We start from the raw sequence: 23,150 nt of genomic DNA on the forward strand, positions 1-23,150 counted from the left end.
CGTTATCTGCTTAAGATAACGAGCCTTTATCTAATAGACAACGCTATTATTTATCTGCACGACTCATGAACTTGTGATCAGTCGTATTGATCTTGATTTTTTCGCCGCTTGCGATGTATTCAGGTACTTGAACCGTAAGGCCAGTAGAAAGGATCGCAGGTTTAGTACGAGCACTTGCCGACGCACCTTTAATTGATGGGTCAGTTTCTACAATAACCATTTCAACAGCAGAAGGTAGCTCAATAGATACTGGCTTACCATCAACAATAAGAACTTGAAGACCTTGTGTGTCTTCTGTGATGAATAATAACTCATCAGCAATTATTGCTTTATCTAGGCTGTAAGGTGTGTAGTCTTCTGTATCCATGAATACATATTCTTCACCATCAGAGTATGAGAACATAACTTGGTTACGTGTAAGATCTGCAAGATTAAGATTGTCGCTGTCTTTGAATACTTCGTCAATTTTTGAACCCGTAACTACATCGTACATACGCATACGGTAGATACTACCACCAGCACGGCCTTGTGGTACTGAACGTTCGATATCACGGATAATGTATACGCCATTATTATATTCAACAGCGGTATTCTTTTTAACGTCACTTGCCTTTGGCATTTTAGGTATTCCCAATAATAAATTGTGTAATAGAAAATAACATAAAGGCTAAAACAGACCAAGTACTGCAACAAGGAAGCGCCGACTTATTCACCATTTTTAACGACTTTATTGTATTACTAAACAAATATCTATTTAAGTAGGCCCTGGCTCACCGCCTTTTCAAGTTTCTGCTCTAACGACGTCCACAGCTGCTTGCTACCTTTTCCAATTCTACTGTTAACCGAAAACACTTGTTCTTTCGAGATATTATGTGCTTTCCAACTATGCCCTTCACCATGTATGTTATGCAATAATGGAGGAACGCGATCAATAGCTTTAGCGTAAACAGAATCTGCTGTAACCCCGAGTTCAAATTCATGCCAAAGCTCGATATAATCTTTTGCTTGTTCGGCCGGTAATATATTCAATAATCTGTTGATACCCGATGCTTCATTCGCCTTGTTCTCCGCCGTTTCAGCAGCATAAACAATCGTATCTCCTGCATCTATTTCACCAAGATCATGCAGCAATAGCATTTTAATTACACGGTCAATATTAATCTCATCATCCGCATAGTCTTTTAGCATCAATGCAGATATACACACGTGCCAGCTATGCTCTGCAGAATTCTCATAACGATCTAATCCGACAGGTTGTGTCTTACGTAATACACCTTTCAGTTTTTCAATTTCGACTATAAAATTTAATACCTTTTCAATATTTCCCACACCAACTCCTTGGTCATAATACGTTTAGCTATTAATGAGTACACTTTATAATTTAACATCACTAAAGCTTATCCACCAGTACGCTGCCACTAACTTTACGTTAGACAGCGAGTCCAACCGCAGTCGCTTGCATGGGAACAAAGCCTCTAAGCTCCTCAACACGAGATAACCAGCGTCTAACATGTGGATAGTCTTGTAACGATACGCCCCCTTCTGGCGCATGCGCGATATGGGTATAGTTCGCAATATCTGCAATAGTAGGTTTGTGTCCAACTAACCAAGGATTATGTTCTAAATGCGGGTCTAATTGTTTTAAAATCGCATGTGCTATGTCTAGCGCTTTTTGATGATCAAGTTTCGCGTGAAAGATGTTAATTAAACGCGCAGTCGCGGGTCCATAAGCAACGCTACTCGCAGCAATGGTCAGAAAGCCTTGTACTTGGGCAGCGAGTACAGGATCTATTGGCAACCAAGTATGCGCATTATCGTATTTACTGGCGAGGTAAATCAAAATAGCATTAGAGTCTGACAAGGTCACATCACCGTCTTCAATAACGGGCACTTGCCCTGCGCTATTTTTGTTCAAAAATTCAGGCTGTTTATGCTCTCCTTTCAACAAGTCGACATCAATAAGTTCCGTTTCTAATCCAAGTAAGGATAACAGCAATTCCACTCTGTGGGCATGCCCAGACAGTGGATGACGGTATAGTTTGATTGCTGACATGAGATATCCCCAATTATTGTTTATGTCTATAAATAATAGCCGCTGCTGAGATAACTATCTTCGCTAACGGTAGAATCATCCTCATTACAACCGTGATCACGAGCTAGCATTGGTCACCAATGTACCGTCACAATCAAAGAGTAGACATTTTTTCATGATATTCCTTTATTCATTACTTTCAAAATACGATGTTCTCATTTTATTTAATACCAAGCCTAAACCAACAATCACGCATGAGCCGATCAACACAGGATTAAATAAGAATGCCCAACTTTGACCTGATAACATAATAACCATGGGGTTTGCGCCAGCTGGTGGGTGCGTTGTATTTGTCAGTAGCATAATAGTAACAGCTAATCCCGTTGCAATAGCCAACGACCAAGGTGCAACGCCAACATATTCAACAAATAACACACCGATAAACGCTGTTAATAAGTGCCCAACAATAACGTTCTTAGGCTGAGCAAGTGGACTCTTAGGTACGCCAAATACCAACACAACAGTAGCGCCAAAGGCGGCCATTAACCACAGTCCAGAATTTGTGACACTAGCCAAATAAGCCAAAACACCAATAGTTAGCGTTGCAAAAGTGCCTGCGATAATCGTAAAAACAAATTTTTTCATATAACTTCCTTTCAATGTAGACCACTCTGTCTACCAGCAATGGTAGACAGAGTGGTCTACATGTGTCAACATATTTCATAACAAGGAGTTATTCATGAATGAAAAAAAATTAGTATTAATTCAAACAGCCTTACACCTTTTTTATAGCAAAGGTGTAAATTCTGTCGGCATTAATGAAATATTGAGGCTGTCAGGTATCGCGAAGAAAACGCTATATAGTCATTTTTCTGGTAAGGATGATCTTGTATTAGCGACCCTTCAATATAGAGATGGTATTTTTAATCAATGGTTTAATGAAGTGCTTGAAAGTGAAAAATCCGGCGAAAAATCCATACTGGCGCTGTTTTACGGTTTAGATGATTGGTTTAATAATAGGGTGCCAGAACTGAGCCCATTTAGAGGTTGTTTTTTTATCAATACAGCAGCCGAATACAGCGTAACCGACTCACCGGTACGTCAGTACTGTCGTTCGCATAAACAAGAAATCCGATCATTAATAAAAAACAAAATTAGTTTATTTATAGACGATCCCAAAAAAGTTAGCACGCTTACGGACATGGTTTTTATGCTTAAAGAAGGAGCGATTGTTTCAGCGTTGGTCGAAGGGAACAAAAATGCAGGAAAGGCATGTATTCCCGCTGTTACTAGGATTCTTAATCTAAAATAATAATTGTTAGCGAAGTTCTAATCTGTTCCCTTATTAACGGTTAACCATCTATCCATAGAATTAAATTTATATCAGATGAAAACAGTGCAAAATCAATTACTTTAATAGTAGAATGTTTTCAAAGCTAAAACCGTGATTTAAAGGGATAAACAGTGATTGGAAAACACAAATTAGAATTAGATACGCCATGCTTGGTTATCGACAAGAACAAACTGATTGATAACATCGAAACGATGCAAAAGTTCGCATCAGTAAAATCGAAGCATGTTCGACCTCATGCAAAAACCCACAAATGTGTAGAAATATGCCAGCTACAACTTGATGCGGGTAGCATAGGTATATCAATAACCAAGCCGTCGGAAGCCTATGAACTTGCCAAGGCCCATATTCGCCACCTGCTAATCACCTCCCCAATTGTCACTAAACAAAAATTGGCTACATTGGCTAAGATTATCAAGCTTGCACCAGAGACAATGATCGTCGTGGATTCAGAGGCTAATCTCACTCAGTTAAATCAATTAGGCAGCGAGCTTAACCTACAAATTAATCTGCTTGTTGATATTGATGCAGGAATCGGTAGAACTGGCGCATCATTTGAAACTGCGTTTGATTTAGCATTATCAGTACACGCGCATGCCAACACGACCCTTAAAGGTATTCAGTGTTATGCCGGGCATTTCCAACACATTCTTGACAACGAAGAAAGAAAACAAGCGTCTGCCGCATTATTAAATAAAGCGGGTAAGCTAAAGCAAGACATTGAAAACGCGACAGGATTAGTGAATCTGATCCAATCAGGCTCAGGCACAGGTACTTATGAAATAGACAGTGACATTGCGTCTGTAACCGAAATACAACCAGGTTCATACACTGTAATGGATAAGGAATATTTCGATATTGAATATAGCGCAGGTCACTTCCAACCTGCTATGACACTGCTGACCAGCGTTATCAGTGCTAATCATGCAACGCATGTAACCGTTGATGCGGGCACCAAGGCCCTTTACAAAGAAGCGACCCACCCACAAATTATCAGTCATGAAAACCTAAACTATGAGTGGCATTACTTTGGTGACGAGCACGGTAAAGTATCTGGAGAACATTTACCTGCTGTCGGAGAGGTGATTGAAATGATCGTACCGCACTGCGATCCAACCATTAACCTGCATGACAAATTCTATGTGGTCGAAAATGATATTGTTGTCGACATCTGGGATATCGCGTTACGTGGTAAATTAGCTTAGTATTTTTGTCCTAATAAGGTGTCGGTTAAACGACACCTATTTTTATACGCTAATCATGGCTGAAGCGCTGTCTTGTTACTACACCCCATTGCTCATCGTCGTAGCTATCTTCGACATAACCACCAGCTATGTCATTGTCCGACGTGTAATCAGAAAGTACATCACGCCAAAACTTAACGGCATGTTCAGCTCCTGCAACCTGCTTGATTTCCCAACTGCCGCCGAGGTTGTTAAAAACCTGAGAGATAAAACGTTTACCGACTTTATTTTTACGGAAATAAGGCACTACATAAAAGTCACATACTTCATAACAACCCGGAGCCTCATTAGCAATCGCGGTATGCCCAGCAGGGACGCCATCCACATATAATAGATAACCCGACACATTGCCTTCGATTTTTGTATCTAATGGAAACAAACCATCTTCATCCGGTTTCTTCTGCATGATCTTTGAAAATTCAGCCTCATAGGCTTGCGCTAAATTCATGTATACATGCTTATTACTGCTATCTACTTTTATAATTTGCATAAATGACGCCAATATTTGAATATACTCATAGTTGAATCGCTATACCAAAGAAGTAATTAAACACATTACATTATTAGCTGCTCTGTGCAACATAAAAACTCAGGCCAGCAATTGACCAAAAGAATATCCAAGATATGTGCTTACCTTTTGTGAACCCAGCAGAGAACAAGCCACTCACTAAAAATACAACGCTGATCACCATTAGAATTTGCTTTTGAATGTCTGCAGTAGGACTTGAAAGGATGAAAAGAATCGCTGCAAATCCCCACCAAGCCACTGTCGTTAAATGCCAAGCGAACCTTAAAATTCGTTTTGTAAACCAGTCACTACCAAGAAGCGTTGGAAGTTCTCTTTTAAACAACCGAGTCAAAATAAAGCGCTCACCTAGGTAGGAATGCACGAGTCCGATAAATATTGCCAAAAAACTTCCTGTAACTAACATATAATCTCCATGATTTATTTTGTTCGGCCTGTGATGCTACAACACCAACTGACTTGTTCTATTTATCGTAGAGCTTAACAGCGACTCGATTACGATGAGTAATTTGTAGTAACTTTAAATATGCTGACTTAGCAGGGTCGTTAGTTGGGTTTTACTCAATACACCCACTGTTGACGATAAAATTTCGCCATCTTTGAATAACATCATTGCAGGAAGGGCGCGAATACCATATTTGGCCGCGATTTGGGGACTAGTATCAATATTCAGTTTTCCAATTTTCACTTTACCGCTATATGCAAAAGCGATTTCTTCCAACACTGGACCTACACTTAAACAAGGGGCGCACCAAGACGCCCAATATTCAACTAATACCGGTTGACTGCCAGTCATTAACTCCGCTTCAAAGTTCTCATCCCTCAATTCCACTATTTTGTTCATCATAAATTCTCCATCATTCATATTTAATTTATTCAACGGACATTAATCTAAGTTGTTGTTCATAAATATAAATTAAAAAGGAAAACTTCAGTTTATGATAACAAAAGTTATATCATTTTAGTTTGGTTTCACATACTTCAACGTCGAAAAATAACGTTTTTCATCATCACACGACTTATCTTTAATCAGCAAACTAAAAACTAAAAAAATCTGAACATAAATCAAGATGAGGACAAAAGCATTAGCCGATGTGTGCCAGCGTAGCTAGCTAGAATCCCATCCCTTTCCATATCATTGGCTTATTATGAACATACCAACTATTAATAATACTGATGTCATCAAGCTAATGTGTTAGCAACTAACGCTGAATCTAAATATGCTCGAACCCGTACTACTTGATTACTCTCGAATTCACAAACCCAGCAATAGCGATTATGATACTCAGCTCCTTTTTTGGTTATTGAATTTGCGACCAATTCAACGGATGCGGAACGCCCATCGGTTATACAAGAGAGTAATTTTAACGATAGAGGTGACTCTAATACTTCATTTAATTTTGAGATGGTGCCAGTAATGAAGTCTTGTTTTGATGTATAAATGCCTGCAAGCGGATGAGTACCCGTTACTTCCCAAACAACATCATCACTCACATGTTCAAAAAAACCTTGAGGATTACCGTTTTCCAAATGCGAAAATATTTCAATTATCCATGCTTGATCAATCATTATTCTCTCCGTGTAATATTGTTTTACTTTACCGCTACGATTGTTTGAAATCCGTTGCTGTTACTTGATTCTTCGAGTTTAAACCCAATACTTAAAAGCTGGTTTTCAACCCACTCTACAGATAACCTAATCTTGCGATAACAGCTTTTGTTCAGTTCCCATTTACCATGTGTTTTTATGTAAACAATGTCATGGATCTTAACTGTTTCGGGCTCATATTCTAAAAAGCAGGTAAAAATGATATTTTCATCACTTCTCACAGGAATAAATCTATCCGTGTCTTTGAGCTCAATCGATAAGTCACGAAAAGTTAAAATCAACTTCCCATCATCTTCAAGTGAATTAAATGAATCTTGAAGTATTTTTAAGGCATCGTCTTTCGATTTTAGGTGTGTAATCGTATCCGTCATGCAAACGATCAATTCACAGTTAATACTGACATGCTCTTTGAAATTTAAAATATCATCGTTAATGGTCACAAGTGAGTGTTCACAAGCATTCGAATTCAGTTCACTCAATAATTTTTGGCTAAGGTCTATTGCTGTAACATTAAAACCAAGCTCAGCCAAAGGGATCGATTGAAAGCCAGAACCAGCGCCTAAATCAACAGCAATACCTGAGGATGAGGGAGTAATATTTCTGCTTTTAAAGAACTCAATATTATTGCTTTTAGCTTGCTCAAATCCCCCCATTAACCATGTATATACATCAGATAATAAGCTTTCGTAATGTTCTTCAACTGTAACCATTAATACTACTCCTTTAAGTGTTTTACATCTGCTGTTTAAAGCCCTGTTAATCCCTAATACCAACACGATTACCATCTGGATCGACAATGTTTATCACCGCCCCCCACGGATTGCTTTCGATATGAGCATCAATACCATAGTCACATACAGAGCGTAATGCTGACTCTATGTCTGCAACATTGAATCTCAATTTTGTTGCATTCTCAGCAATTGATTTACCGGAAGTATTAGCAACGCCTTCTGTTTCAATCATCAAATAAGTTTCGCCATACTCTAAACAGGTCAGTTTAAAGTCACCTTCCGTTTTCGAAAACAATATCGGTAAACCAAATAAATCTCGGTAGAAAGCGACGCATTCATCAAAATATTCGACGTTTAATATAATTCCGTGTCGTTGTATTTCCATAAACCCCTCTTAAGCTAAACCTAAATTAGACACCCAAAAGGCGATGCTGAATATCTGGCGCTTGCATCAAAGCTTGTGGTGTTCCGCTCCAAGCAACCTTGCCTTTATCGATAATGTAGTGCCTATCGACTAATTGATTCAGCGCGTGAAGATGTTTATCGACAATCAAAATAGCAAGACCTTCTGTTTTCAGCTGCACTAAACAGTCCATGATTTCCTGCCGAATAAGTGGCGCAAGTCCTTCTGTTGCTTCATCTAGAATGAGTAAATCTGGATTGGTCAATAAGGCACGTCCTATCGCTAACATTTGTTGCTCACCACCAGATAGTTGATTTCCCATGCTATGCTCCCGCTCCTCAAGCCGAGGAAAAAGTGAATATACCCGCGACAATGTCCATGGGTTATCCCGCCCTTTGGGAATAAACGCAGTCGCAATCAAGTTTTCCTTCACTGATAAGTTCGGCGTGATCATTCTGCCTTCAGGTACTAAACCAAGCCCTAATCGCGCAATTTTATATGGTTGAAGTGCTTCGCTGCGTTGGTCCTTAAAATGAATAGTGCCAGCTGCCACAGGCGTTAGTCCCATAATAGAGCGCACTGTGGTGGTTTTACCTGCGCCATTCCGTCCCATTAGTGATACAACTTCACCCGCGTTAATTGTAATCGAAATACCAAACAAGACCTGACTTTGCCCGTAGAGCGTCTCAATATCGTTAACCACAAGCATCTAAACCTCCTTCATCACCCAAATAAGCCATACGTACCTCTGGGTCACTTTTAATCTCTGCTGCCGATCCCGTTGCGATAATGCGCCCATAAACTAACACCGAAATTCGGTCTGCTAATGCAAAAACCACATCCATATCATGCTCAATCAACAAGATCGTATTCTGTTGGTCTTTTAACGCCTTCAAGGTATCCACTAATTTCCAACTATCTTCCACAGACATGCCAGCCATAGGTTCATCCATTAATAGCATTTTAGGTTTGCTCGCTAATGCTACTGCTATCTCTAGTTGTCGCTGCTCGCCGTGTGATAATGCGCTAACTAACACATGTAGTTTTGTCTCCAATCCAACACGTGCTAAATATTGCTTGGCAGGATCAGTCAGGCTTTTATCATTGTTCACATTTTTCCAAAATCGAAATGAATGACCGGCCTGTGCTTGTACCGCGAGTACCACATTTTGTAATACAGTAAAATCTTGAAACAGCGAAGTAATTTGAAATGTACGCGCTAAGCCTTTATGACATCGCGCTGGTATCGAACATTTATCAATATTGCCACCAGCAAATGTAATATGACCATGGTCTTGCTTAATCTCACCCGTTAACTGGCGGATCAAGGTGGTTTTACCTGCGCCATTAGGGCCGATAATCGCGTGAATTTCTCCTTTTCTAACACACAAATTTAGTTCGTCTGTTGCCAAAACCCCACCGAAGCTCTTTCTCAAGCCTGTCACGGTTAGTAGATCATTTGTCATGCTTTGCTCCAGGTAACAATCCATCAATACCATTACGGGCACACAACACCAGCACGATGAGTAACGGTCCAAATATTAATTGCCAGTATTCTCCAACCCTTAGTCCAGCAATATTAAGTGGAATAGAAGAAAGTAACTCCTCTAATAACAAGAAGGCTAGCGCTCCATATAAAGGACCAAACAAACCTGCGACACCACCCAGTACAATCATTACAATCAGTTCGCACGACCGCGTCCAGTGCATCATATCAGGACTAACAAAATCGTTTAGATTAGCCATTAAAAAGCCTGAATACCCTGCAAATACGCCCGATATAACAAACGCAGCAAGTCGGTATTTAAACGGTGAAAAACCTATCGCTAACATGCGTTCTTCGTTAGATTTACTGCCTGAGATCACCTGACCAAAACGAGAATGATTAATTTTATGAAAAAACCAGAGCACAAATAACAAGGAGGTAAAACACAGGTAATAAAAACTGTCTTCATCATTTAAATCAATTAACCCCAGCATGTCACTGCGTTCATAAATTGATAGACCGTCATCACCACCATAAAGATCCACGCCGACGGCTGTAAAATAGAGCATTTGTGAAAACGCAATGGTGATCATAATGAAATACATACCACGGGTACGCAGGCTAATCGTACCTATGATTAAACAGAGTACGACTGAAATAACCACGCTTCCCGCTAACTGGATGTAACCATTGCCCATCCAATCAATGCCGTCTTCCAGCATATGAAATGAACCGATACCAACCGCATAAGCACCAACGCCCATAAATGCGGCCTGTCCAAAACTAACAAGGCCACCAAAACCAATTAATAAATTAAGGCTAATCGCTGCAATGGCTAAAATTAATACCCGAGAAAACACACCTGTATAAAAACTATCATCAACAAGCGTGGTTATTGTCGGCACTAACGCGAGCAATACCAACAAACATATATTAATTTTATTCCGTATAGATATGACCATTAAGCCACCCCCTTAGGCGGAAACAAGCCTTGTGGTCGTATCGCAAGCACCAACGCCATCATGAAATAAATCAACATAGACGAAATAGCAGGTGCAGCCGTGGAAGCCGCATCACTCGACACCATCAATTTTAATATATCGGGAAGAAATGAACGGCCAACAGTATCAATTATTCCGACCACAATAGCAGCAATAAACGCGCCTTTAATCGAGCCGATACCACCAATAACAATCACCACGAATGTTAAAATGATAATACTTCGACCCATACCAATTTCGACAGATAAAATAGGGCCCGCCATCAAGCCCGCGATCCCTGCCAGCGTTGCACCCAAACCAAAAACGAGCGTAAACAACAGCTGAACATTAATGCCTAACGCCCCCATCATTTCCCGGTTACTTGCGCCCGCTCGAATTAACATGCCTAAACGTGTTTTTGAGATAATCCAATACAATAACAAGGCCACAGCGAGTCCTAATACAATAATGGCAAGACGATAAATGGGATAAGGAACACCAGGGATAATTTCAACACTGCGATTTAAGAAATCAGGTAGTACAATATCTAAGCCAACAGGTCCCCAAATGAGTCGAACTAACTCATTAAAGAATAAAATGAGGCCAAACGTTACAAGCACTTGGTCGAGATGATTCCGTGAATACAATCGCCTTAAAGCAACCATTTCTACAACGACACCCAGAATAAATGTCGCAGGAATGGTAAGTAATGCACCAAACAAAAATGAATTCGTCCATTCACTGAACGTGGCACAGAAGAACGCCCCCATCATATACAATGAGCCGTGCGCCAGATTAACAAAATCCATAATGCCGAAAACAAGCGTTAAACCTGCGGCGAGAAGAAAGAGAAGCATTCCAAGTTGGAAGCCATTTAAGACTTGTTCCAACAATAACAACCAATTCATGGTAAATTCCATTTAAAAATAAAGATAAAAAAAAACACGTACCTGTGAGTACGCGCTTTCATTTATTGAGTACTTACGACCTATTAAATTTTACATTTACTTGCGTAAGGATCTTGATGATTTGACAGTACTTTCTTCACAATTTCCGTGGTATATACACCATCACTATCTTTAATCACTTTTGTCAGGTAGAAATCCTGAATAGGAAAATGATTATTACCGTAATTTATTTTGCCACGGACAGATTCAAAATCAGCCTCAGTCAAAGCAGCACGAACAGCATCCTTATCAGAGACATCACCATCGACTTTACGCACCGCGCTATCAATTAGCATCATAGAATCATACGATTGGGCTGCATAAAAACTTGGGTAGCGGTCGTATTTTTCCTTAAAGCCATCAACGAAACGCTTATTCGCAGGCGTATCAAGATTTGGTGCCCAAAATTGGGTCATCAAACTACCTTCAGCCCACTCACCCACACGAGGAAGACTTAAATTATCGATAGTGAAGATATTATACAAAGGGACGTCTTTAGCTAACTTCGACTGTGAATACTGCTTAAGAAATTGCACACCGTGTTTACCTGGGTAAAACACCCAAAGTGCGTCTGGCTTAGCCGCTCTTACTTTCGCTAGTTCGGCAGAGAAGTCTAATTGTGCAGGGAACTTAGTCATGTCTTGACCAACGACCTCACCTTTAAACGTACGCTTCACACCGGCAACCATGTTCTTACCCGCTGCATAGTTAGGAGCCATAATATAAAGGCGTTTAATGCCGCGTTGGTTAAGCACTTCGCCCATTGCCATTGCATTTTGATCATTCTGCCAAGACGTAGAGAAGAAGTTCTCGTGACAACGCTTGCCAGCAATCGTACTTGGGCCCGCGTTTGAACCGATTAGAAATACATCGTTATCAACCACTTTCTTATAAGACGCCATTAATACATGGCTCCAGATATAACCGGAAACAAAATCAACTTTGTCTTTCTTTACTAGCTTATCCGTTTTCTGTTTACCAATTTCAGGCTTAAAACCATCATCTTCGTAGATAATTGTTACGTCTGAACCGCCCATTTTACGATCCAATTGATCAAGTGCTAACTCAGCACCGTCACGCATATCCTGCCCTATTACGCCAGCCCCCGTGCTCAACGTAGTAACAAAACCGATCTTAATCGGCTCACCAGCAAACACAGAGCTTGTTGCTAATGCAATAACAGAAGCAAGTGCTAATTTTTTAAACATGGCTATAAATCCTTTTATTATGTTTGCATAACGCTCAAACATAAACTTAGCTGATAACTGAACTCGTTTAATATCGATGACAAACAATACCTAAATTTAGGCATATTACAAGATTAAAATACGAAGATTACACAGATCAAGTTAGTTACTTGGTTAGCTGCAACAAATCCCATTTTGTACCGTATAAGTCTTTAAATACCGCTACAGTGCCGTATTCTTCGCTACGGGGTTCTTCAGTAAACTCAACGCCCTGATTTTTCATGAATTCATAATCACGCCAAAAATCATTAGTTTGTAGAAATAAGAAGACACGACCACCCGCTTGATTGCCAATAGATTGTTGCTGTTCTTCGTTACTAGCTTGAGCCAATAATAAATTGGTTCCAGTCGAGTTAGGAGGACAAATCTGAACCCAACGCTTCCCACCACCTAAATCAGTGTCTTCAACAAGCTCGAATTGCAGTTTAATAGTATAAAATTCAATAGCGTCATCATAGTTTTCAACAACTAACGCTACATTTCCGATTCTTTGTTCGATAAATTTACTCATTTAAATCTAACTTTAGTTTAAGTTCTTAATTTAATTTCCATTTTATAGTATGGAATACCTGATTTATTAAACTCATGCCCCTGTATTTCCAGACCAAATCGTCGATAGAAACCCACCGCAGTTTTACGGGCGTCACACCAAAAACAATCTACGCCTGCTACTTTCAATTCTTTAACTACATGAGCTATCACAAGAGAGCCTACGCCCTTCCCTTGAAAAGGTGGTAACGTGGCGAATTTTCGAAGTCTAGCGGTTCGACCTTCAATGTAAATTGAAGCAACACATATTAGTTCACCATCAATATAAGCACCGTAATGAATGGCGCTTTCATCTCCGTCAACTTTACAAAATGAAGGTTGCTTATTTGGCCATAATACACGATGTCGTATTGGCAGCGCCTCTTGCCATTGAATAGTAAGTATATTGACAATACTGTTTGCATCTTTGCTCGTAGCTTTACGTTTTTTAATGTTTTACTCACTTATTTTTCTAGCGATGACTAAGCCATGGTTACTTGACCCTAGCAGAGACGGCTCATCACATGTTTTTAAATGATAGCTCAACCATGTTTGATATTGCGCAGGGGTAAAATTGTTAACCCCTGACGAGATATATCGCCCAAAGCCGTCTGTCGCTACATGACGTAATGTAGTAAAACCATGTGTGCTTACCAGCGCTTCCACTTCAGCTGGAGTAGCAAAGTAACCCACATTAAAAAAACTATCAGCAAGCTGACTTGGAACCAAACCAGATTCAAAAAGCGTGGATAGAATCTCTGGTGTAACCAGCTCTGGAGATTGCTGAGCGAACATACCGGCAACGAAATAACGCGAAATGTAAGCAATCGCTAACACACCACCAGGCTTTAGGATTCGATAAGCCTCTGAGATTGCTTGGTCACGCAGTTCTTGAGTCTGTAAATGATAGAGAGGCCCAAGAATAACGCAAAGGTCATGTGAATTGCTTTCAATAAACGGAACTGAACAAGCATTCCCTTCATAAATTGAAAGTGTTAAATCTTGCTCTTCGGCTTTGCGCTTCAGAATGTTGACTTGATCAGGTACCAGCTCGACAGCCGTTGTATTACAACCCATTTTCGAAAAATTAAGAGAATATCGGCCAGTTGCAGCACCTAATTCGATGACTTTCACGTTTGGAACAAGATACGCTTTCAGCGTATCCATTGTGGTATCAAATTCCATTTGAGTAATGAATTGCCGAGTAAGACGACTATCTTCATTAGCACCTGTATATTGCTCTATTAATTCTTGCATGATAATTCCTTTTACAAGATCCGTTGACATAATCCAACAACCAAAAGTCAGCTAGATATTACTAATTAACCCTTTGTAGGCTCGATTATATGGCAGCGGTCCACCTCATTACAGTTGTTAATATTTCATAATGGTTAGCCTGATGTAACGCTTCAAAACCATGTTTTTTATAAAGCGCTATATTATGAGTCTCACACTGCAAATACAATTGCTGAATCCCTAAGCTCACGGCTTTGCTTTTAGCCTCTGAAATTAATAGACCTCCAATGCCACGCCCTCGGCTTAAAGGGTCAACAAAGACACCGCCTAACCAGAGCTCATATTCTGGATAGTTAGCATTTTCACGGTACTTAAGTTCAACAACTCCAACAAGTTCTCGATTCTCATGAGCCACGATTGCTAACGGAATGGCAGTGCGATTAACCGACTTTTCAGTCACTTTTTCTAGCACCATATTTACGGTCATATTTGGGAATACATGAGCCCACTCACTGTAATACCATTGAGCTATGTTCTTTGCTTCATACGGATGATCTGCTAACAGCGAAATTTCCATGACCCCTCCAGCCAGTAATGTCCGGTTATAGGTTTATTACACCTATTTACTTGATGCTGCCAAGCCTACGCCAAAGCACATGAAAACACTGCCACTCACTTTATTAAGCGCTTTTCTGCCCTTTGGTTCTAATAATTTATTTTTAGCAAAGCTTGCCACAAAGGCATAGCCACTATGGATGATGATAACTAAACAGCAAAATGTTAAAGATAAAATCATAAATTGACTGATATAACTCCCTTGAGAGTCAATAAATTGTGGAAATAAGGACATGAAAAATAATATGGGTTTGGGATTTGAGAGTGTAAGAGAGAGCCCTTCGAGATAACATTTTGCATTCGATTTCGCTTTCAGTTCGACATGGGAATTTAAGGGCGCTTGCGCTCCCCACATCTTAATACCCAAATAAATTAAATAGGCTGCCCCAATCAATTTCACAGCAGTAAATGCGGTGGCTGAGGTTGCCAAAATAACGCCGATACTTGTTGCAGAAAGAACTGAAACAGTTAGCACCCCAGTGGCAATACCAAATATGCCAGAAAAGGTATTCGAAGCCCGCCTTTGTATTGCGTTATTTATAGTTAAGATAACACCAGGGCCGGGGCTGGCAATAGTAAGCGCAGCCACGGCAACATACATTAAATAATTTTCCACAACTTATCCTTATTGAACAATACGACAGGAATCGTTCACAGCGACAGTGATTTAATTGTCTTTATGAACAACACTTTACCAATTTAATTCAACAAGGTAAACGGTCAGCGAGTACTGATAGCAACGCTATTAACAACTTAGTTTATTATGCCGATTTACCCACAGATAGAGTCACTAATCTTTCGTCATCATAGATCACAACTGAATTATCAGCATTCATACCTAGTTTTTCTAAAATTGTAATTGATGGGGTGTTTTCTTTTACCGCCACGCCATATATTTTCATATGCAGACCTAAAGCAAAAGTATGCTCTAAAACAGATTTTGCGGCTTCATACGCATAACCTTTACCTTGGGCATCTTGCTTAAACCCAAATCGAATATCACAGCATTCCAAATTAGGAGAGATCTCGATTCCTGTATAACCGAGCTTAACGCTTGGATTATTCTTTAGATATACAACAAATGAACCAAAACCTTGCTTCCAATGCTCGACCCTTTTCGCCACATGCTGGAGAATGTCTTCATCATTGTAGGGTTCACCTTTTGGAAGATATAAGCTCATCATCGGACAAGACATTATGTCTTTATAGATATCAAAATCTACTATTGTGACGGGTTTTAATATCAGCCGTTCTGTTTCAATCATACCGCTATCCAAGCCTCAAACGTTCAAGTAATCGCTGGCGCTTAATCTCTAAATTTAGTACGCCTTTATTTCTGTTTACTTCCTTAAAACCCAACGAAAAATACTGTTCTTTCGCCACGTTATTTTCGAAGACACAGCATGAGACTTGAGAGTCGTGGTCAACATAATCCAGCTCTGTTGTAAGTACCGCTTTTAACAAACGATATCCACACAAACCATTTTGATATTCTCGAGATATTTGAAGTGAGTGAATAGTTTGATTGTTGGTTGACACATCATAAGCAATAAACCCTATAACATGACATCCAGATTCAGCAACTAATACCGTCTTAGACCTGTAATGCTTAATAATTGACTCTCTATTCCAATCGAGTCCCAATTCTTGTTGCATTGAGAACATGTTTGCTTCTATCAGCTGGTAGATATGCTCCCAATCCACACTAGAAACTTGTCTTATTTTTACCACCGACTACACCCTACTCGTCTTTATGGCTACTGTTCTTGTCATTCAAATCCAAGAACTTTAATGCCAGTGCTAAGAGTAAAATCGAAATAGGTAAAATCAATATTTCCCAGCTTAAGTCATTCAAATTAATTAAGATCATTTCTAAAAACTTAACAAACAAAATAATAACGATTACTTCACCTAAAATATTCTTTAAATGGCCAATATCAGGGGTTTTTATCCAGCTTAATACGGTTGGAATATTGTTTAGTTTTTTATCTGTGATGAATAGCGTGAATACGCCATGTGCAAAGATAAATAATACCAAGGCAATCAAGAAGGTATCTAAGCCTTTAATCAAGTAGGCGGTGGCAATATCCGCTGAATCAAGATGAGCCAAACTTTCATTTGGTATATAGCCAAACGCAACGGCAGTAAAGGCATAATACGTTTTGATTGCTCCCACAACAAACAGTAGTAAAGAACCAAATAATGAACAGATAATTGCTATCCAACTTATAAATCTGAAGATAAAGAATACATCCTTCATTCTTTTAACACTGTGGTTTTTCATTTTTACTCCGATTCCTTGTTATTCTATTTCATGTGTTTAAACAGCGAACTATCGCGTTAATAGCGGGCAATATATAGCGTTTTTCGTTCTTGAACAAGATTAATTAACCCAGTGAAGTATAGATGATATTAGTCTCGAAGACTATTACAGCTGAGTAATAGTAATTTACTATTTATAGGGATTATCAATATTTGAGACGTAGATATAATGCTGCAATCAGATTTAGTTACACAGAATGGTAGAGCGTATTATGTTAAGAATTGTTGTTGTAGGTGGTGGCGCAGCTGGCCTTGAATTAGTGACTCGATTAGGCCGTAATAAACGCCATGAAATCATGCTCGTTGAGCCGTCTTCACATCACTTCTGGAAACCTCGTCTACATGAAATCGCGGCGGGTACCTTTGATACCGAGTTGGATGCAGTGAGTTATTTCCAACATGCCGAATGTAATGGTTATACCCACATTCAAGATGCGATGACAGGATTAGACCGCGACAGCAAAATCATCCATTTACGTGGTATGAATAGTGGTCCAACGAAACTGCAATACGATTACTTAGTCATGGCTGTTGGTGCGATCAGTAATGATTTTAAAACCCCAGGTGTGAGTGAACATTGTTTGTTTTTAGACTCATCTGGACAAGCTGAACTGGCTTGGCAACAAATCAAACAACAACTAAAAGCCACAGGTACACGTCGTATATCTATTGTTGGTGCTGGCGCAACAGGCGTAGAACTCGCCGCAGAACTCGCGAAGGTAAGCAGTAAATTACAGCGTTATAGACAAGCATCAAAATTTGAAATTACCTTAGTCGAAGCGGCAGACCGTGTGTTACCCAGTAGTCCAGAATGCATGTCAGAAAAGGTGCTGGAGGCACTTAAGAAACAAGGCATCACAATTCGCACCGAAACGCGTGTTCAACGTGCTGAAACAGGTAAATTAATCACATCGGAAAACGAGATTATTCCCGCAGATTTACAGATATGGGCTGCAGGTATTAAATGTGCGGAATGGTTAACCAAGCTCGACGGATTAGAAACAAACCGTTTAAACCAATTAATCGTTAATCCAACCCTACAGTCGAACCTTGATGACAGTATTTTTGTGATAGGTGATAATGCGCAGTGCACGCAACCTGACGGTAATTTTGTGCCACCGCGTGCGCAAGCAGCTAACCAAGCGGCGACACATTTAGCAAAACAGTTTAATCGAATGCTAAAAGACAAACCGCTACAGCCGTTTATCTATAACGATGGTGGTATGGTTGTCGCTGTCGGGAACGGCAATGCCGTTGGTGCTTTAATGAATAATAGGATCGTATTGAAAGGACGTTTAATCCGACATTTATACGATACGATATTTCGTTTACACCAACGGGTGCTATTTAGCTGGGGACGCGTAACAGCACTTGTGGTACTAAAACGTATCAAAGCGATGCTAAATCCCTATTATAAAAGCTTTTAACCTAAATCGGATGCAGCTGGTTCTGGCAGTACCGGCTCTGAACTGTCCATATATGTTAAGTACTGTGACCAAAGTTCATGGGTGCGTTGTTGAGTAAGTTTAGTTCGACAGCTTAATGTCATCACAACGCGCATCGACCCATCTCTGTACATAGTAAATACCGAATCACACTGTGATTTACTGTACGACTGCCACGCCGATTGTGCGATGCTGATCGACTCAAGAATATGAATGTCAGCGGTATATTGCGCAATACTTTTATCGAGGTATCGCTGCATTTCGGCTTCTGCTTTATCTAATTCTACTTTAGCGCAGTAATTAATTTCTAACGTATTAAACGCTTTATCGCAGTTCACTGACGTCGCCATCGCTGCAAAACTGCAAACACTTATCAGTAAGAATGTAATTACCTTTACCATTATAGAACCAACCTAGAAATAAATAGGCTGACAATATAACGGTATATTAAAATTAATCCAATTATTCTATTAACTGGTTTGATTAGTTTGGCATTCTAGACTGAATGTTATCCATAAGAATACTGATTAACCATTATCGGCTGGAATACGCACCCAACCTTCCATTAAGATACGAGCGCTGCGGCTCATACTTGCTTTAGTTACCGTCCACTCACCATTAATTTCGGTTGCTTGTGCACCAACGCGTAATGTTCCTGATGGATGGCCGAAATTCACCGAGTCACGCGCACCACCACCTGCAGCCAAATTAACCAATGTCCCCGGAACTGCTGCTGCAGCACCAATTGCAACAGCCGCAGTCCCCATCATCGCGTGATGCAGTTTGCCCATAGACAAGGCGCGCACCGACAAATCAATATCACTCGCGACGACTTGCTTATCACTTGAAGACACATAATCTGCCGACTTAGCGACAAACGCGACCTTAGGGGTATGCTGACGCTGCGCGGCTTCTGCTATGTTTGATATCAATCCCATCTGCACCGCACCGTAAGCACGAATAGTTTCAAACATAGTTAACGCTTCAGCATCATTATTAATGGCATCTTGCAGTTCTGTACCTGTATAACCAACATCTTCGGCATTAATAAAGATGGTTGGGATACCCGCATTAATCATTGTCGCTTTTAACTGCCCACTAAGGACAACTGATTCCGGTACAATCAAGTCATCAATCAGATTACCTGTGGGGAACATAGATCCTTCGCCATCTGCTGGTTCCATAAATTCCACTGGTACTTCAGCTGCTGGAAAAGTGACGCCGTCCAACTCAAAATCACCAGTCTCTTGCACTAAACCATTAGTAATTGGCACATAGGCGATAATTGTTTTAGCAATATTCACCTGCCAAATACGCACAACCGCGACACCATTGTCTGGAATACGACTGGCATCCACCAATCCACAGTTAATGGCAAAAGAGCCCACTGCAGCGGATAGATTTCCACAGTTACCACTCCAATCCACAAACGGTTTATCAATCGATACCTGCCCAAACAGGTAATCAACATCGTGATCGGGTTTATCGGTTGCAGACACGATCACAGTCTTACTGGTACTCGATGTTGCTCCGCCCATACCATCTGTTTGCTTACCATAGGGATCGGGACTACCAATAACACGCAGTAATAATGCATCACGCGCAGCCCCCGCGGTTTGTGCGGAGACAGGCAAGTCTTGGAGATTAAAGAATACCCCCTTACTGGTGCCGCCCCGCATATAAGTGGCAGGTATCCTAAGCTGTGGTAAATATCCTATGTTGTTTTTCATCATAAATAGCTAGGCCTCACTCGATTCAAGGAAATCTTGTGCAAAGCGTTGTAGTACACCACCTGCCGCATAGATAGATACTTCTTCTGCCGTATCCAAACGACAAGTCACAGGCACTTCAAGGATTTCACCATTTTTACGAGTTATGACTAGCGTTAGGGCTGCAAGCGGGGTTGGCTCACCAATGACGTCAAAAGTTTCACTGCCATCAATTGCATAAGTTTTACGGCTTTCACTCGCTTTAAACTCAAGTGGTAGTACGCCCATACCAACCAAGTTAGTACGGTGAATACGTTCAAACCCTTCTGCAACAATCGCTTCTACACCCGCTAAACGAACGCCTTTCGCCGCCCAGTCACGTGAAGAGCCTTGGCCATAATCGGCACCTGCGACGATAATCAGAGGTTGCTTACGATCCATGTAGGTTTCAATCGCTTCCCACATGCGCATTACGTTCCCTTCAGGCTCAACTCGTGCTAATGAACCTTGTTTAACTTTGCCGTTTTCTAGCACCATTTCATTATTCAATTTAGGATTTGCAAAGGTCGCTCGTTGCGCCGTAAGGTGATCACCTCGGTGGGTAGCGTATGAGTTAAAGTCAACTTCCGGCAAACCCATTTTATCTAAATACGCACCTGCCGCACTATCAAGCATGATGGCGTTAGAAGGAGATAAATGATCGGTAGTAATATTATCGCCCAATACCGCTAGAGGGCGCATACCTTTAAGGCTACGCTCACCTGCTAATGCACCTTCCCAATAAGGCGGACGACGAATGTAGGTACTCATTTCACGCCAGTCATACAGCGGGTTATTTTTCTCACCGTAATCAACACTACACTCTATATCACTACTAAACATCGGGTTGTAGACTTGACGAAATTGTTCTGGTTTCACACTTGCCTTAAGCACAGCATCAATTTCTTCATCGCTCGGCCAAATGTCTTTCAGTGTGATTGCGTTACCAGCTTGATCTAAACCAAGAGTGTCACGTTCAATATCAAAACGGATAGTTCCAGCAATCGCATAAGCAACCACTAAAGGTGGGGACGCAATAAAGGCCTCATTGGCATGTGGGTGAATACGACCATCAAAGTTCCTGTTACCTGATAACACAGCGGTCGCATACAGGTCACGATCTAAAATCTCTTGCTGAATAACGGGATCAAGTGCCCCACTCATACCATTACAAGACGTACAGGCAAACGCCACAATACCAAAGCCAAGTTGCTCTAGTTCCGGCAATAAATCGGCTTCTTGTAGGTAGAGTTCCACCGCTTTTGAACCTGGAGCCAATGAGGTTTTAACCCAAGGTTTACGTGTTAATCCAAGCTTATTGGCGTTACGCGCAATCAAACCTGCCGCAATCATATTGCGTGGATTACTGGTATTGGTACAGCTGGTGATAGCGGCTATGATCACTGAACCATCTGGCATTTTACCTGGTATATTTTCGACCTTGCCACTGATACCACGCTTGGCTAATTCAGAGGTAGGAACACGATTATGCGGATTAGATGGTCCAGCAATGTTACGGCACACAGTCGATAAATCGAATGTAAGTACACGTTCATATTCAACGTTTGCTAAGTCATCGGCCCATAGACCCGTTTCTTTGGCGTAAGTTTCCACCAGCTTAACTTGTTCGTCTTCACGACCAGTTAACTTAAGGTAATCAATGGTCTGATCATCAATTGAGAACAATGCCGCGGTCGCACCATATTCAGGTGTCATATTAGAAATGGTGGCCCGATCGCCTAAGGTCAGATGCGCAACACCCGTACCATAAAACTCTAAATAACTTGATACTACTTTCTGTGCGCGTAAGAACTCGGTCAATGCTAAAACGGTATCTGTTGCTGTCATACCTTCTGGTGGTTGACCTGTCAGTTCAACACCAATGATATCGGGTAGGCGCATATATGATGCACGTCCAAGCATGACGCTTTCTGCTTCAAGCCCGCCCACACCAATTGCAATTACACCTAATGCATCAACCATAGGCGTATGACTATCTGTGCCCACTAAGGTATCAGGAAATGCCACACCATTGCGTGATTGGATCACAGGTGACATACGCTCCAAATTAATCTGATGCAGAATACCGTTGCCAGGAGGAATAACATCAATGTTTTTAAAGGCTGTTTTCGTCCAGTTAATAAAGTGAAAACGATCATCGTTGCGACGATCTTCAATTGCACGATTTTTTTCAAATGCATCAGGTTCAAAACCTGCATGTTCAACCGCCAATGAATGGTCAACAATCAATTGCGTTGGTACGACTGGATTAACCTTAGATGGGTCTCCACCTTTCTCTGCAATCGCATCACGTAATCCCGCTAAATCAACTAATGCGGTTTGACCTAAAATATCATGACAAACGACACGCGCAGGAAACCAAGGAAAATCTAGATCGCGTTTACGTTCAATTAACTGCTTTAACGAATCTTCTAATATCTCTGGATCACAGCGACGTACTAAATTTTCTGCAAATACGCGTGAAGTATAAGGCAAAGTGGCATACGCACCGGGTTGGATTGAATCAACTGCAGAACGGGTATCAAAATAATCGAGCTCACTGCCCGGTAACGGTTTACGATAGTTAATGTTCATAACTTAATCCATTAAATAAATGGGGCTGAGGTAAAGCACAAATAATCGGCTTTACTCCTCCCTCTTTTAATCAAACTAACATTTTGACCTGCTCATTTTATCAATA

General features: G+C 40.7%; 29 protein-coding genes. 3 read left to right on the forward strand and 26 right to left on the reverse strand.

Annotated elements, in window-relative coordinates; genetic code table 11:
• Positions 1–46: 46 nt before the first annotated feature.
• The 4 genes from yeiP to HWV01_RS13695 form a co-directional block, all read right to left on the reverse strand.
• Entirely contained in the window at positions 47–619 is a 573-nt protein-coding gene (gene yeiP, locus HWV01_RS13680; RefSeq protein WP_211672077.1) for an elongation factor P-like protein YeiP, read from the reverse strand.
• Between the two features lie 131 nt (positions 620–750).
• On the reverse strand, positions 751–1,329 hold the full coding sequence (locus HWV01_RS13685; protein WP_211672078.1) for an HD domain-containing protein: 579 nt from the start codon (positions 1,327–1,329) through the stop codon (positions 751–753).
• Positions 1,330–1,429: 100 nt separating this feature from the next.
• The gene (locus HWV01_RS13690; RefSeq protein WP_211672079.1) at positions 1,430–2,053 is read right to left on the reverse strand and encodes a glutathione S-transferase family protein; all 624 of its coding nucleotides are present in this window, start codon (positions 2,051–2,053) and stop codon (positions 1,430–1,432) included.
• Between the two features lie 165 nt (positions 2,054–2,218).
• On the reverse strand, positions 2,219–2,677 hold the full coding sequence (locus HWV01_RS13695; RefSeq protein WP_211672080.1) for an HPP family protein: 459 nt from the start codon (positions 2,675–2,677) through the stop codon (positions 2,219–2,221).
• 94 nt (positions 2,678–2,771) lie between these two features.
• On the opposite strand from HWV01_RS13695, the gene HWV01_RS13700 reads away from it, so the two are divergent.
• The gene (locus tag HWV01_RS13700) at positions 2,772–3,344 is read left to right on the forward strand and encodes a TetR/AcrR family transcriptional regulator (RefSeq protein WP_211672081.1); all 573 of its coding nucleotides are present in this window, start codon (positions 2,772–2,774) and stop codon (positions 3,342–3,344) included.
• 152 nt (positions 3,345–3,496) lie between these two features.
• Positions 3,497–4,588, forward strand: a complete 1,092-nt coding sequence (locus tag HWV01_RS13705) for a DSD1 family PLP-dependent enzyme (protein WP_211672082.1) — start codon at positions 3,497–3,499, stop codon at positions 4,586–4,588.
• A 49-nt stretch (positions 4,589–4,637) separates the two neighbouring features.
• On the opposite strand, the gene HWV01_RS13710 is transcribed toward HWV01_RS13705, so the two are convergent.
• From HWV01_RS13710 to HWV01_RS13800, 19 genes are all read right to left on the reverse strand, one after another.
• Positions 4,638–5,117: a GNAT family N-acetyltransferase gene (locus HWV01_RS13710; protein WP_211672083.1), complete on the reverse strand. Its 480-nt coding sequence runs from the start codon at positions 5,115–5,117 to the stop codon at positions 4,638–4,640.
• A 73-nt stretch (positions 5,118–5,190) separates the two neighbouring features.
• Positions 5,191–5,559: a hypothetical protein gene (locus tag HWV01_RS13715; protein WP_211672084.1), complete on the reverse strand. Its 369-nt coding sequence runs from the start codon at positions 5,557–5,559 to the stop codon at positions 5,191–5,193.
• 114 nt (positions 5,560–5,673) lie between these two features.
• On the reverse strand, positions 5,674–6,000 hold the full coding sequence (trxA, locus tag HWV01_RS13720; RefSeq protein WP_249185313.1) for a thioredoxin: 327 nt from the start codon (positions 5,998–6,000) through the stop codon (positions 5,674–5,676).
• A 335-nt stretch (positions 6,001–6,335) separates the two neighbouring features.
• On the reverse strand, positions 6,336–6,722 hold the full coding sequence (locus tag HWV01_RS13725) for a nuclear transport factor 2 family protein (protein ID WP_211672086.1): 387 nt from the start codon (positions 6,720–6,722) through the stop codon (positions 6,336–6,338).
• 23 nt (positions 6,723–6,745) lie between these two features.
• Entirely contained in the window at positions 6,746–7,471 is a 726-nt protein-coding gene (locus HWV01_RS13730; protein ID WP_211672087.1) for a bifunctional 2-polyprenyl-6-hydroxyphenol methylase/3-demethylubiquinol 3-O-methyltransferase UbiG, read from the reverse strand.
• Between the two features lie 46 nt (positions 7,472–7,517).
• Entirely contained in the window at positions 7,518–7,877 is a 360-nt protein-coding gene (locus tag HWV01_RS13735; protein WP_211672088.1) for a VOC family protein, read from the reverse strand.
• A gap of 25 nt (positions 7,878–7,902) precedes the next feature.
• Complete coding sequence (locus HWV01_RS13740; protein WP_211672089.1) at positions 7,903–8,604, reverse strand: ABC transporter ATP-binding protein; 702 nt, start codon at positions 8,602–8,604, stop codon at positions 7,903–7,905.
• The gene (locus HWV01_RS13745; protein WP_211672090.1) at positions 8,591–9,361 is read right to left on the reverse strand and encodes an ABC transporter ATP-binding protein; all 771 of its coding nucleotides are present in this window, start codon (positions 9,359–9,361) and stop codon (positions 8,591–8,593) included. The genes HWV01_RS13740 and HWV01_RS13745 overlap by 14 nt, the downstream gene beginning before the upstream one ends.
• Positions 9,351–10,343 (reverse strand): branched-chain amino acid ABC transporter permease, encoded by a 993-nt coding sequence (locus tag HWV01_RS13750; protein WP_211672091.1) that lies wholly within the window; start codon positions 10,341–10,343, stop codon positions 9,351–9,353. The genes HWV01_RS13745 and HWV01_RS13750 overlap by 11 nt, the downstream gene beginning before the upstream one ends.
• Positions 10,343–11,269 carry a branched-chain amino acid ABC transporter permease gene (locus tag HWV01_RS13755; protein WP_211672092.1) on the reverse strand — a complete coding sequence of 309 codons (927 nt, stop codon included), beginning with the start codon at positions 11,267–11,269 and terminating at the stop codon, positions 10,343–10,345. Before HWV01_RS13755 ends, HWV01_RS13750 begins: the two co-directional genes overlap by 1 nt.
• 83 nt (positions 11,270–11,352) lie before the next feature.
• Positions 11,353–12,516 carry an ABC transporter substrate-binding protein gene (locus tag HWV01_RS13760; RefSeq protein ID WP_211672093.1) on the reverse strand — a complete coding sequence of 388 codons (1,164 nt, stop codon included), beginning with the start codon at positions 12,514–12,516 and terminating at the stop codon, positions 11,353–11,355.
• 145 nt (positions 12,517–12,661) lie between these two features.
• Entirely contained in the window at positions 12,662–13,066 is a 405-nt protein-coding gene (locus tag HWV01_RS13765) for a VOC family protein (RefSeq protein ID WP_211672094.1), read from the reverse strand.
• Between the two features lie 17 nt (positions 13,067–13,083).
• Positions 13,084–13,536, reverse strand: a complete 453-nt coding sequence (locus HWV01_RS13770) for a GNAT family N-acetyltransferase (protein ID WP_211675856.1) — start codon at positions 13,534–13,536, stop codon at positions 13,084–13,086.
• A gap of 3 nt (positions 13,537–13,539) precedes the next feature.
• A complete protein-coding gene (locus tag HWV01_RS13775; RefSeq protein WP_211672095.1) occupies positions 13,540–14,340 on the reverse strand; it encodes a class I SAM-dependent methyltransferase in 801 nt (266 codons plus the stop codon).
• A gap of 85 nt (positions 14,341–14,425) precedes the next feature.
• A complete protein-coding gene (locus tag HWV01_RS13780; protein WP_211672096.1) occupies positions 14,426–14,896 on the reverse strand; it encodes a GNAT family N-acetyltransferase in 471 nt (156 codons plus the stop codon).
• Between the two features lie 42 nt (positions 14,897–14,938).
• Positions 14,939–15,550: a LysE family translocator gene (locus tag HWV01_RS13785; protein WP_211672097.1), complete on the reverse strand. Its 612-nt coding sequence runs from the start codon at positions 15,548–15,550 to the stop codon at positions 14,939–14,941.
• A gap of 145 nt (positions 15,551–15,695) precedes the next feature.
• The gene (locus HWV01_RS13790; RefSeq protein ID WP_211672098.1) at positions 15,696–16,199 is read right to left on the reverse strand and encodes a GNAT family N-acetyltransferase; all 504 of its coding nucleotides are present in this window, start codon (positions 16,197–16,199) and stop codon (positions 15,696–15,698) included.
• 4 nt (positions 16,200–16,203) lie between these two features.
• Positions 16,204–16,665: a GNAT family N-acetyltransferase gene (locus HWV01_RS13795; RefSeq protein WP_249185315.1), complete on the reverse strand. Its 462-nt coding sequence runs from the start codon at positions 16,663–16,665 to the stop codon at positions 16,204–16,206.
• 10 nt (positions 16,666–16,675) lie between these two features.
• Entirely contained in the window at positions 16,676–17,218 is a 543-nt protein-coding gene (locus HWV01_RS13800) for a YqhA family protein (protein WP_211672099.1), read from the reverse strand.
• Positions 17,219–17,468: 250 nt separating this feature from the next.
• On the opposite strand from HWV01_RS13800, the gene HWV01_RS13805 reads away from it, so the two are divergent.
• Complete coding sequence (locus tag HWV01_RS13805; protein ID WP_211672100.1) at positions 17,469–18,683, forward strand: NAD(P)/FAD-dependent oxidoreductase; 1,215 nt, start codon at positions 17,469–17,471, stop codon at positions 18,681–18,683.
• Here HWV01_RS13805 and HWV01_RS13810 read toward each other — a convergent pair.
• The 3 genes from HWV01_RS13810 to acnD all read right to left on the reverse strand — a co-directional run bounded on the left by HWV01_RS13810 (position 18,680) and on the right by acnD (position 23,044).
• On the reverse strand, positions 18,680–19,102 hold the full coding sequence (locus tag HWV01_RS13810; RefSeq protein WP_211672101.1) for a lysozyme inhibitor LprI family protein: 423 nt from the start codon (positions 19,100–19,102) through the stop codon (positions 18,680–18,682). The two genes, HWV01_RS13805 and HWV01_RS13810, sit on opposite strands and share 4 nt — an antisense overlap.
• 126 nt (positions 19,103–19,228) lie before the next feature.
• Positions 19,229–20,434, reverse strand: coding sequence for a 2-methylaconitate cis-trans isomerase PrpF (prpF, locus tag HWV01_RS13815; RefSeq protein WP_211672102.1), 1,206 nt, complete (start codon positions 20,432–20,434; stop codon positions 19,229–19,231).
• A gap of 6 nt (positions 20,435–20,440) precedes the next feature.
• Positions 20,441–23,044, reverse strand: a complete 2,604-nt coding sequence (gene acnD, locus HWV01_RS13820; RefSeq protein WP_211672103.1) for a Fe/S-dependent 2-methylisocitrate dehydratase AcnD — start codon at positions 23,042–23,044, stop codon at positions 20,441–20,443.
• Positions 23,045–23,150: the final 106 nt, after the last annotated feature.

Origin of the sequence: Moritella sp. 5 (assembly GCF_018219455.1) — a bacterium.
Classification (GTDB): domain Bacteria; phylum Pseudomonadota; class Gammaproteobacteria; order Enterobacterales; family Moritellaceae; genus Moritella.

Excerpts from the sequence above, each read along its gene's own strand:
- HWV01_RS13780 (WP_211672096.1), bottom strand. The coding sequence starts at position 14,896 with ATGGAAATTTCGCTGTTAGCAGATCATCCGTATGAAGCAAAGAACATA.
- HWV01_RS13750 (WP_211672091.1), bottom strand. The coding sequence starts at position 10,343 with ATGGTCATATCTATACGGAATAAAATTAATATATGTTTGTTGGTATTG.
- HWV01_RS13760 (WP_211672093.1), bottom strand. The coding sequence starts at position 12,516 with ATGTTTAAAAAATTAGCACTTGCTTCTGTTATTGCATTAGCAACAAGC.
- HWV01_RS13755 (WP_211672092.1), bottom strand. The coding sequence starts at position 11,269 with ATGAATTGGTTGTTATTGTTGGAACAAGTCTTAAATGGCTTCCAACTT.
- HWV01_RS13745 (WP_211672090.1), bottom strand. The coding sequence starts at position 9,361 with ATGACAAATGATCTACTAACCGTGACAGGCTTGAGAAAGAGCTTCGGT.
- HWV01_RS13805 (WP_211672100.1), top strand. The coding sequence starts at position 17,469 with ATGTTAAGAATTGTTGTTGTAGGTGGTGGCGCAGCTGGCCTTGAATTA.
- HWV01_RS13790 (WP_211672098.1), bottom strand. The coding sequence starts at position 16,199 with ATGATTGAAACAGAACGGCTGATATTAAAACCCGTCACAATAGTAGAT.
- HWV01_RS13800 (WP_211672099.1), bottom strand. The coding sequence starts at position 17,218 with ATGAAAAACCACAGTGTTAAAAGAATGAAGGATGTATTCTTTATCTTC.
- acnD (WP_211672103.1), bottom strand. The coding sequence starts at position 23,044 with ATGAACATTAACTATCGTAAACCGTTACCGGGCAGTGAGCTCGATTAT.
- HWV01_RS13730 (WP_211672087.1), bottom strand. The coding sequence starts at position 7,471 with ATGGTTACAGTTGAAGAACATTACGAAAGCTTATTATCTGATGTATAT.
- trxA (WP_249185313.1), bottom strand. The coding sequence starts at position 6,000 with ATGATGAACAAAATAGTGGAATTGAGGGATGAGAACTTTGAAGCGGAG.
- HWV01_RS13735 (WP_211672088.1), bottom strand. The coding sequence starts at position 7,877 with ATGGAAATACAACGACACGGAATTATATTAAACGTCGAATATTTTGAT.
- HWV01_RS13690 (WP_211672079.1), bottom strand. The coding sequence starts at position 2,053 with ATGTCAGCAATCAAACTATACCGTCATCCACTGTCTGGGCATGCCCAC.
- HWV01_RS13765 (WP_211672094.1), bottom strand. The coding sequence starts at position 13,066 with ATGAGTAAATTTATCGAACAAAGAATCGGAAATGTAGCGTTAGTTGTT.
- HWV01_RS13700 (WP_211672081.1), top strand. The coding sequence starts at position 2,772 with ATGAATGAAAAAAAATTAGTATTAATTCAAACAGCCTTACACCTTTTT.
- HWV01_RS13810 (WP_211672101.1), bottom strand. The coding sequence starts at position 19,102 with ATGGTAAAGGTAATTACATTCTTACTGATAAGTGTTTGCAGTTTTGCA.
- yeiP (WP_211672077.1), bottom strand. The coding sequence starts at position 619 with ATGCCAAAGGCAAGTGACGTTAAAAAGAATACCGCTGTTGAATATAAT.
- HWV01_RS13710 (WP_211672083.1), bottom strand. The coding sequence starts at position 5,117 with ATGCAAATTATAAAAGTAGATAGCAGTAATAAGCATGTATACATGAAT.
- HWV01_RS13715 (WP_211672084.1), bottom strand. The coding sequence starts at position 5,559 with ATGTTAGTTACAGGAAGTTTTTTGGCAATATTTATCGGACTCGTGCAT.
- HWV01_RS13725 (WP_211672086.1), bottom strand. The coding sequence starts at position 6,722 with ATGATTGATCAAGCATGGATAATTGAAATATTTTCGCATTTGGAAAAC.
- prpF (WP_211672102.1), bottom strand. The coding sequence starts at position 20,434 with ATGATGAAAAACAACATAGGATATTTACCACAGCTTAGGATACCTGCC.
- HWV01_RS13695 (WP_211672080.1), bottom strand. The coding sequence starts at position 2,677 with ATGAAAAAATTTGTTTTTACGATTATCGCAGGCACTTTTGCAACGCTA.
- HWV01_RS13740 (WP_211672089.1), bottom strand. The coding sequence starts at position 8,604 with ATGCTTGTGGTTAACGATATTGAGACGCTCTACGGGCAAAGTCAGGTC.
- HWV01_RS13775 (WP_211672095.1), bottom strand. The coding sequence starts at position 14,340 with ATGCAAGAATTAATAGAGCAATATACAGGTGCTAATGAAGATAGTCGT.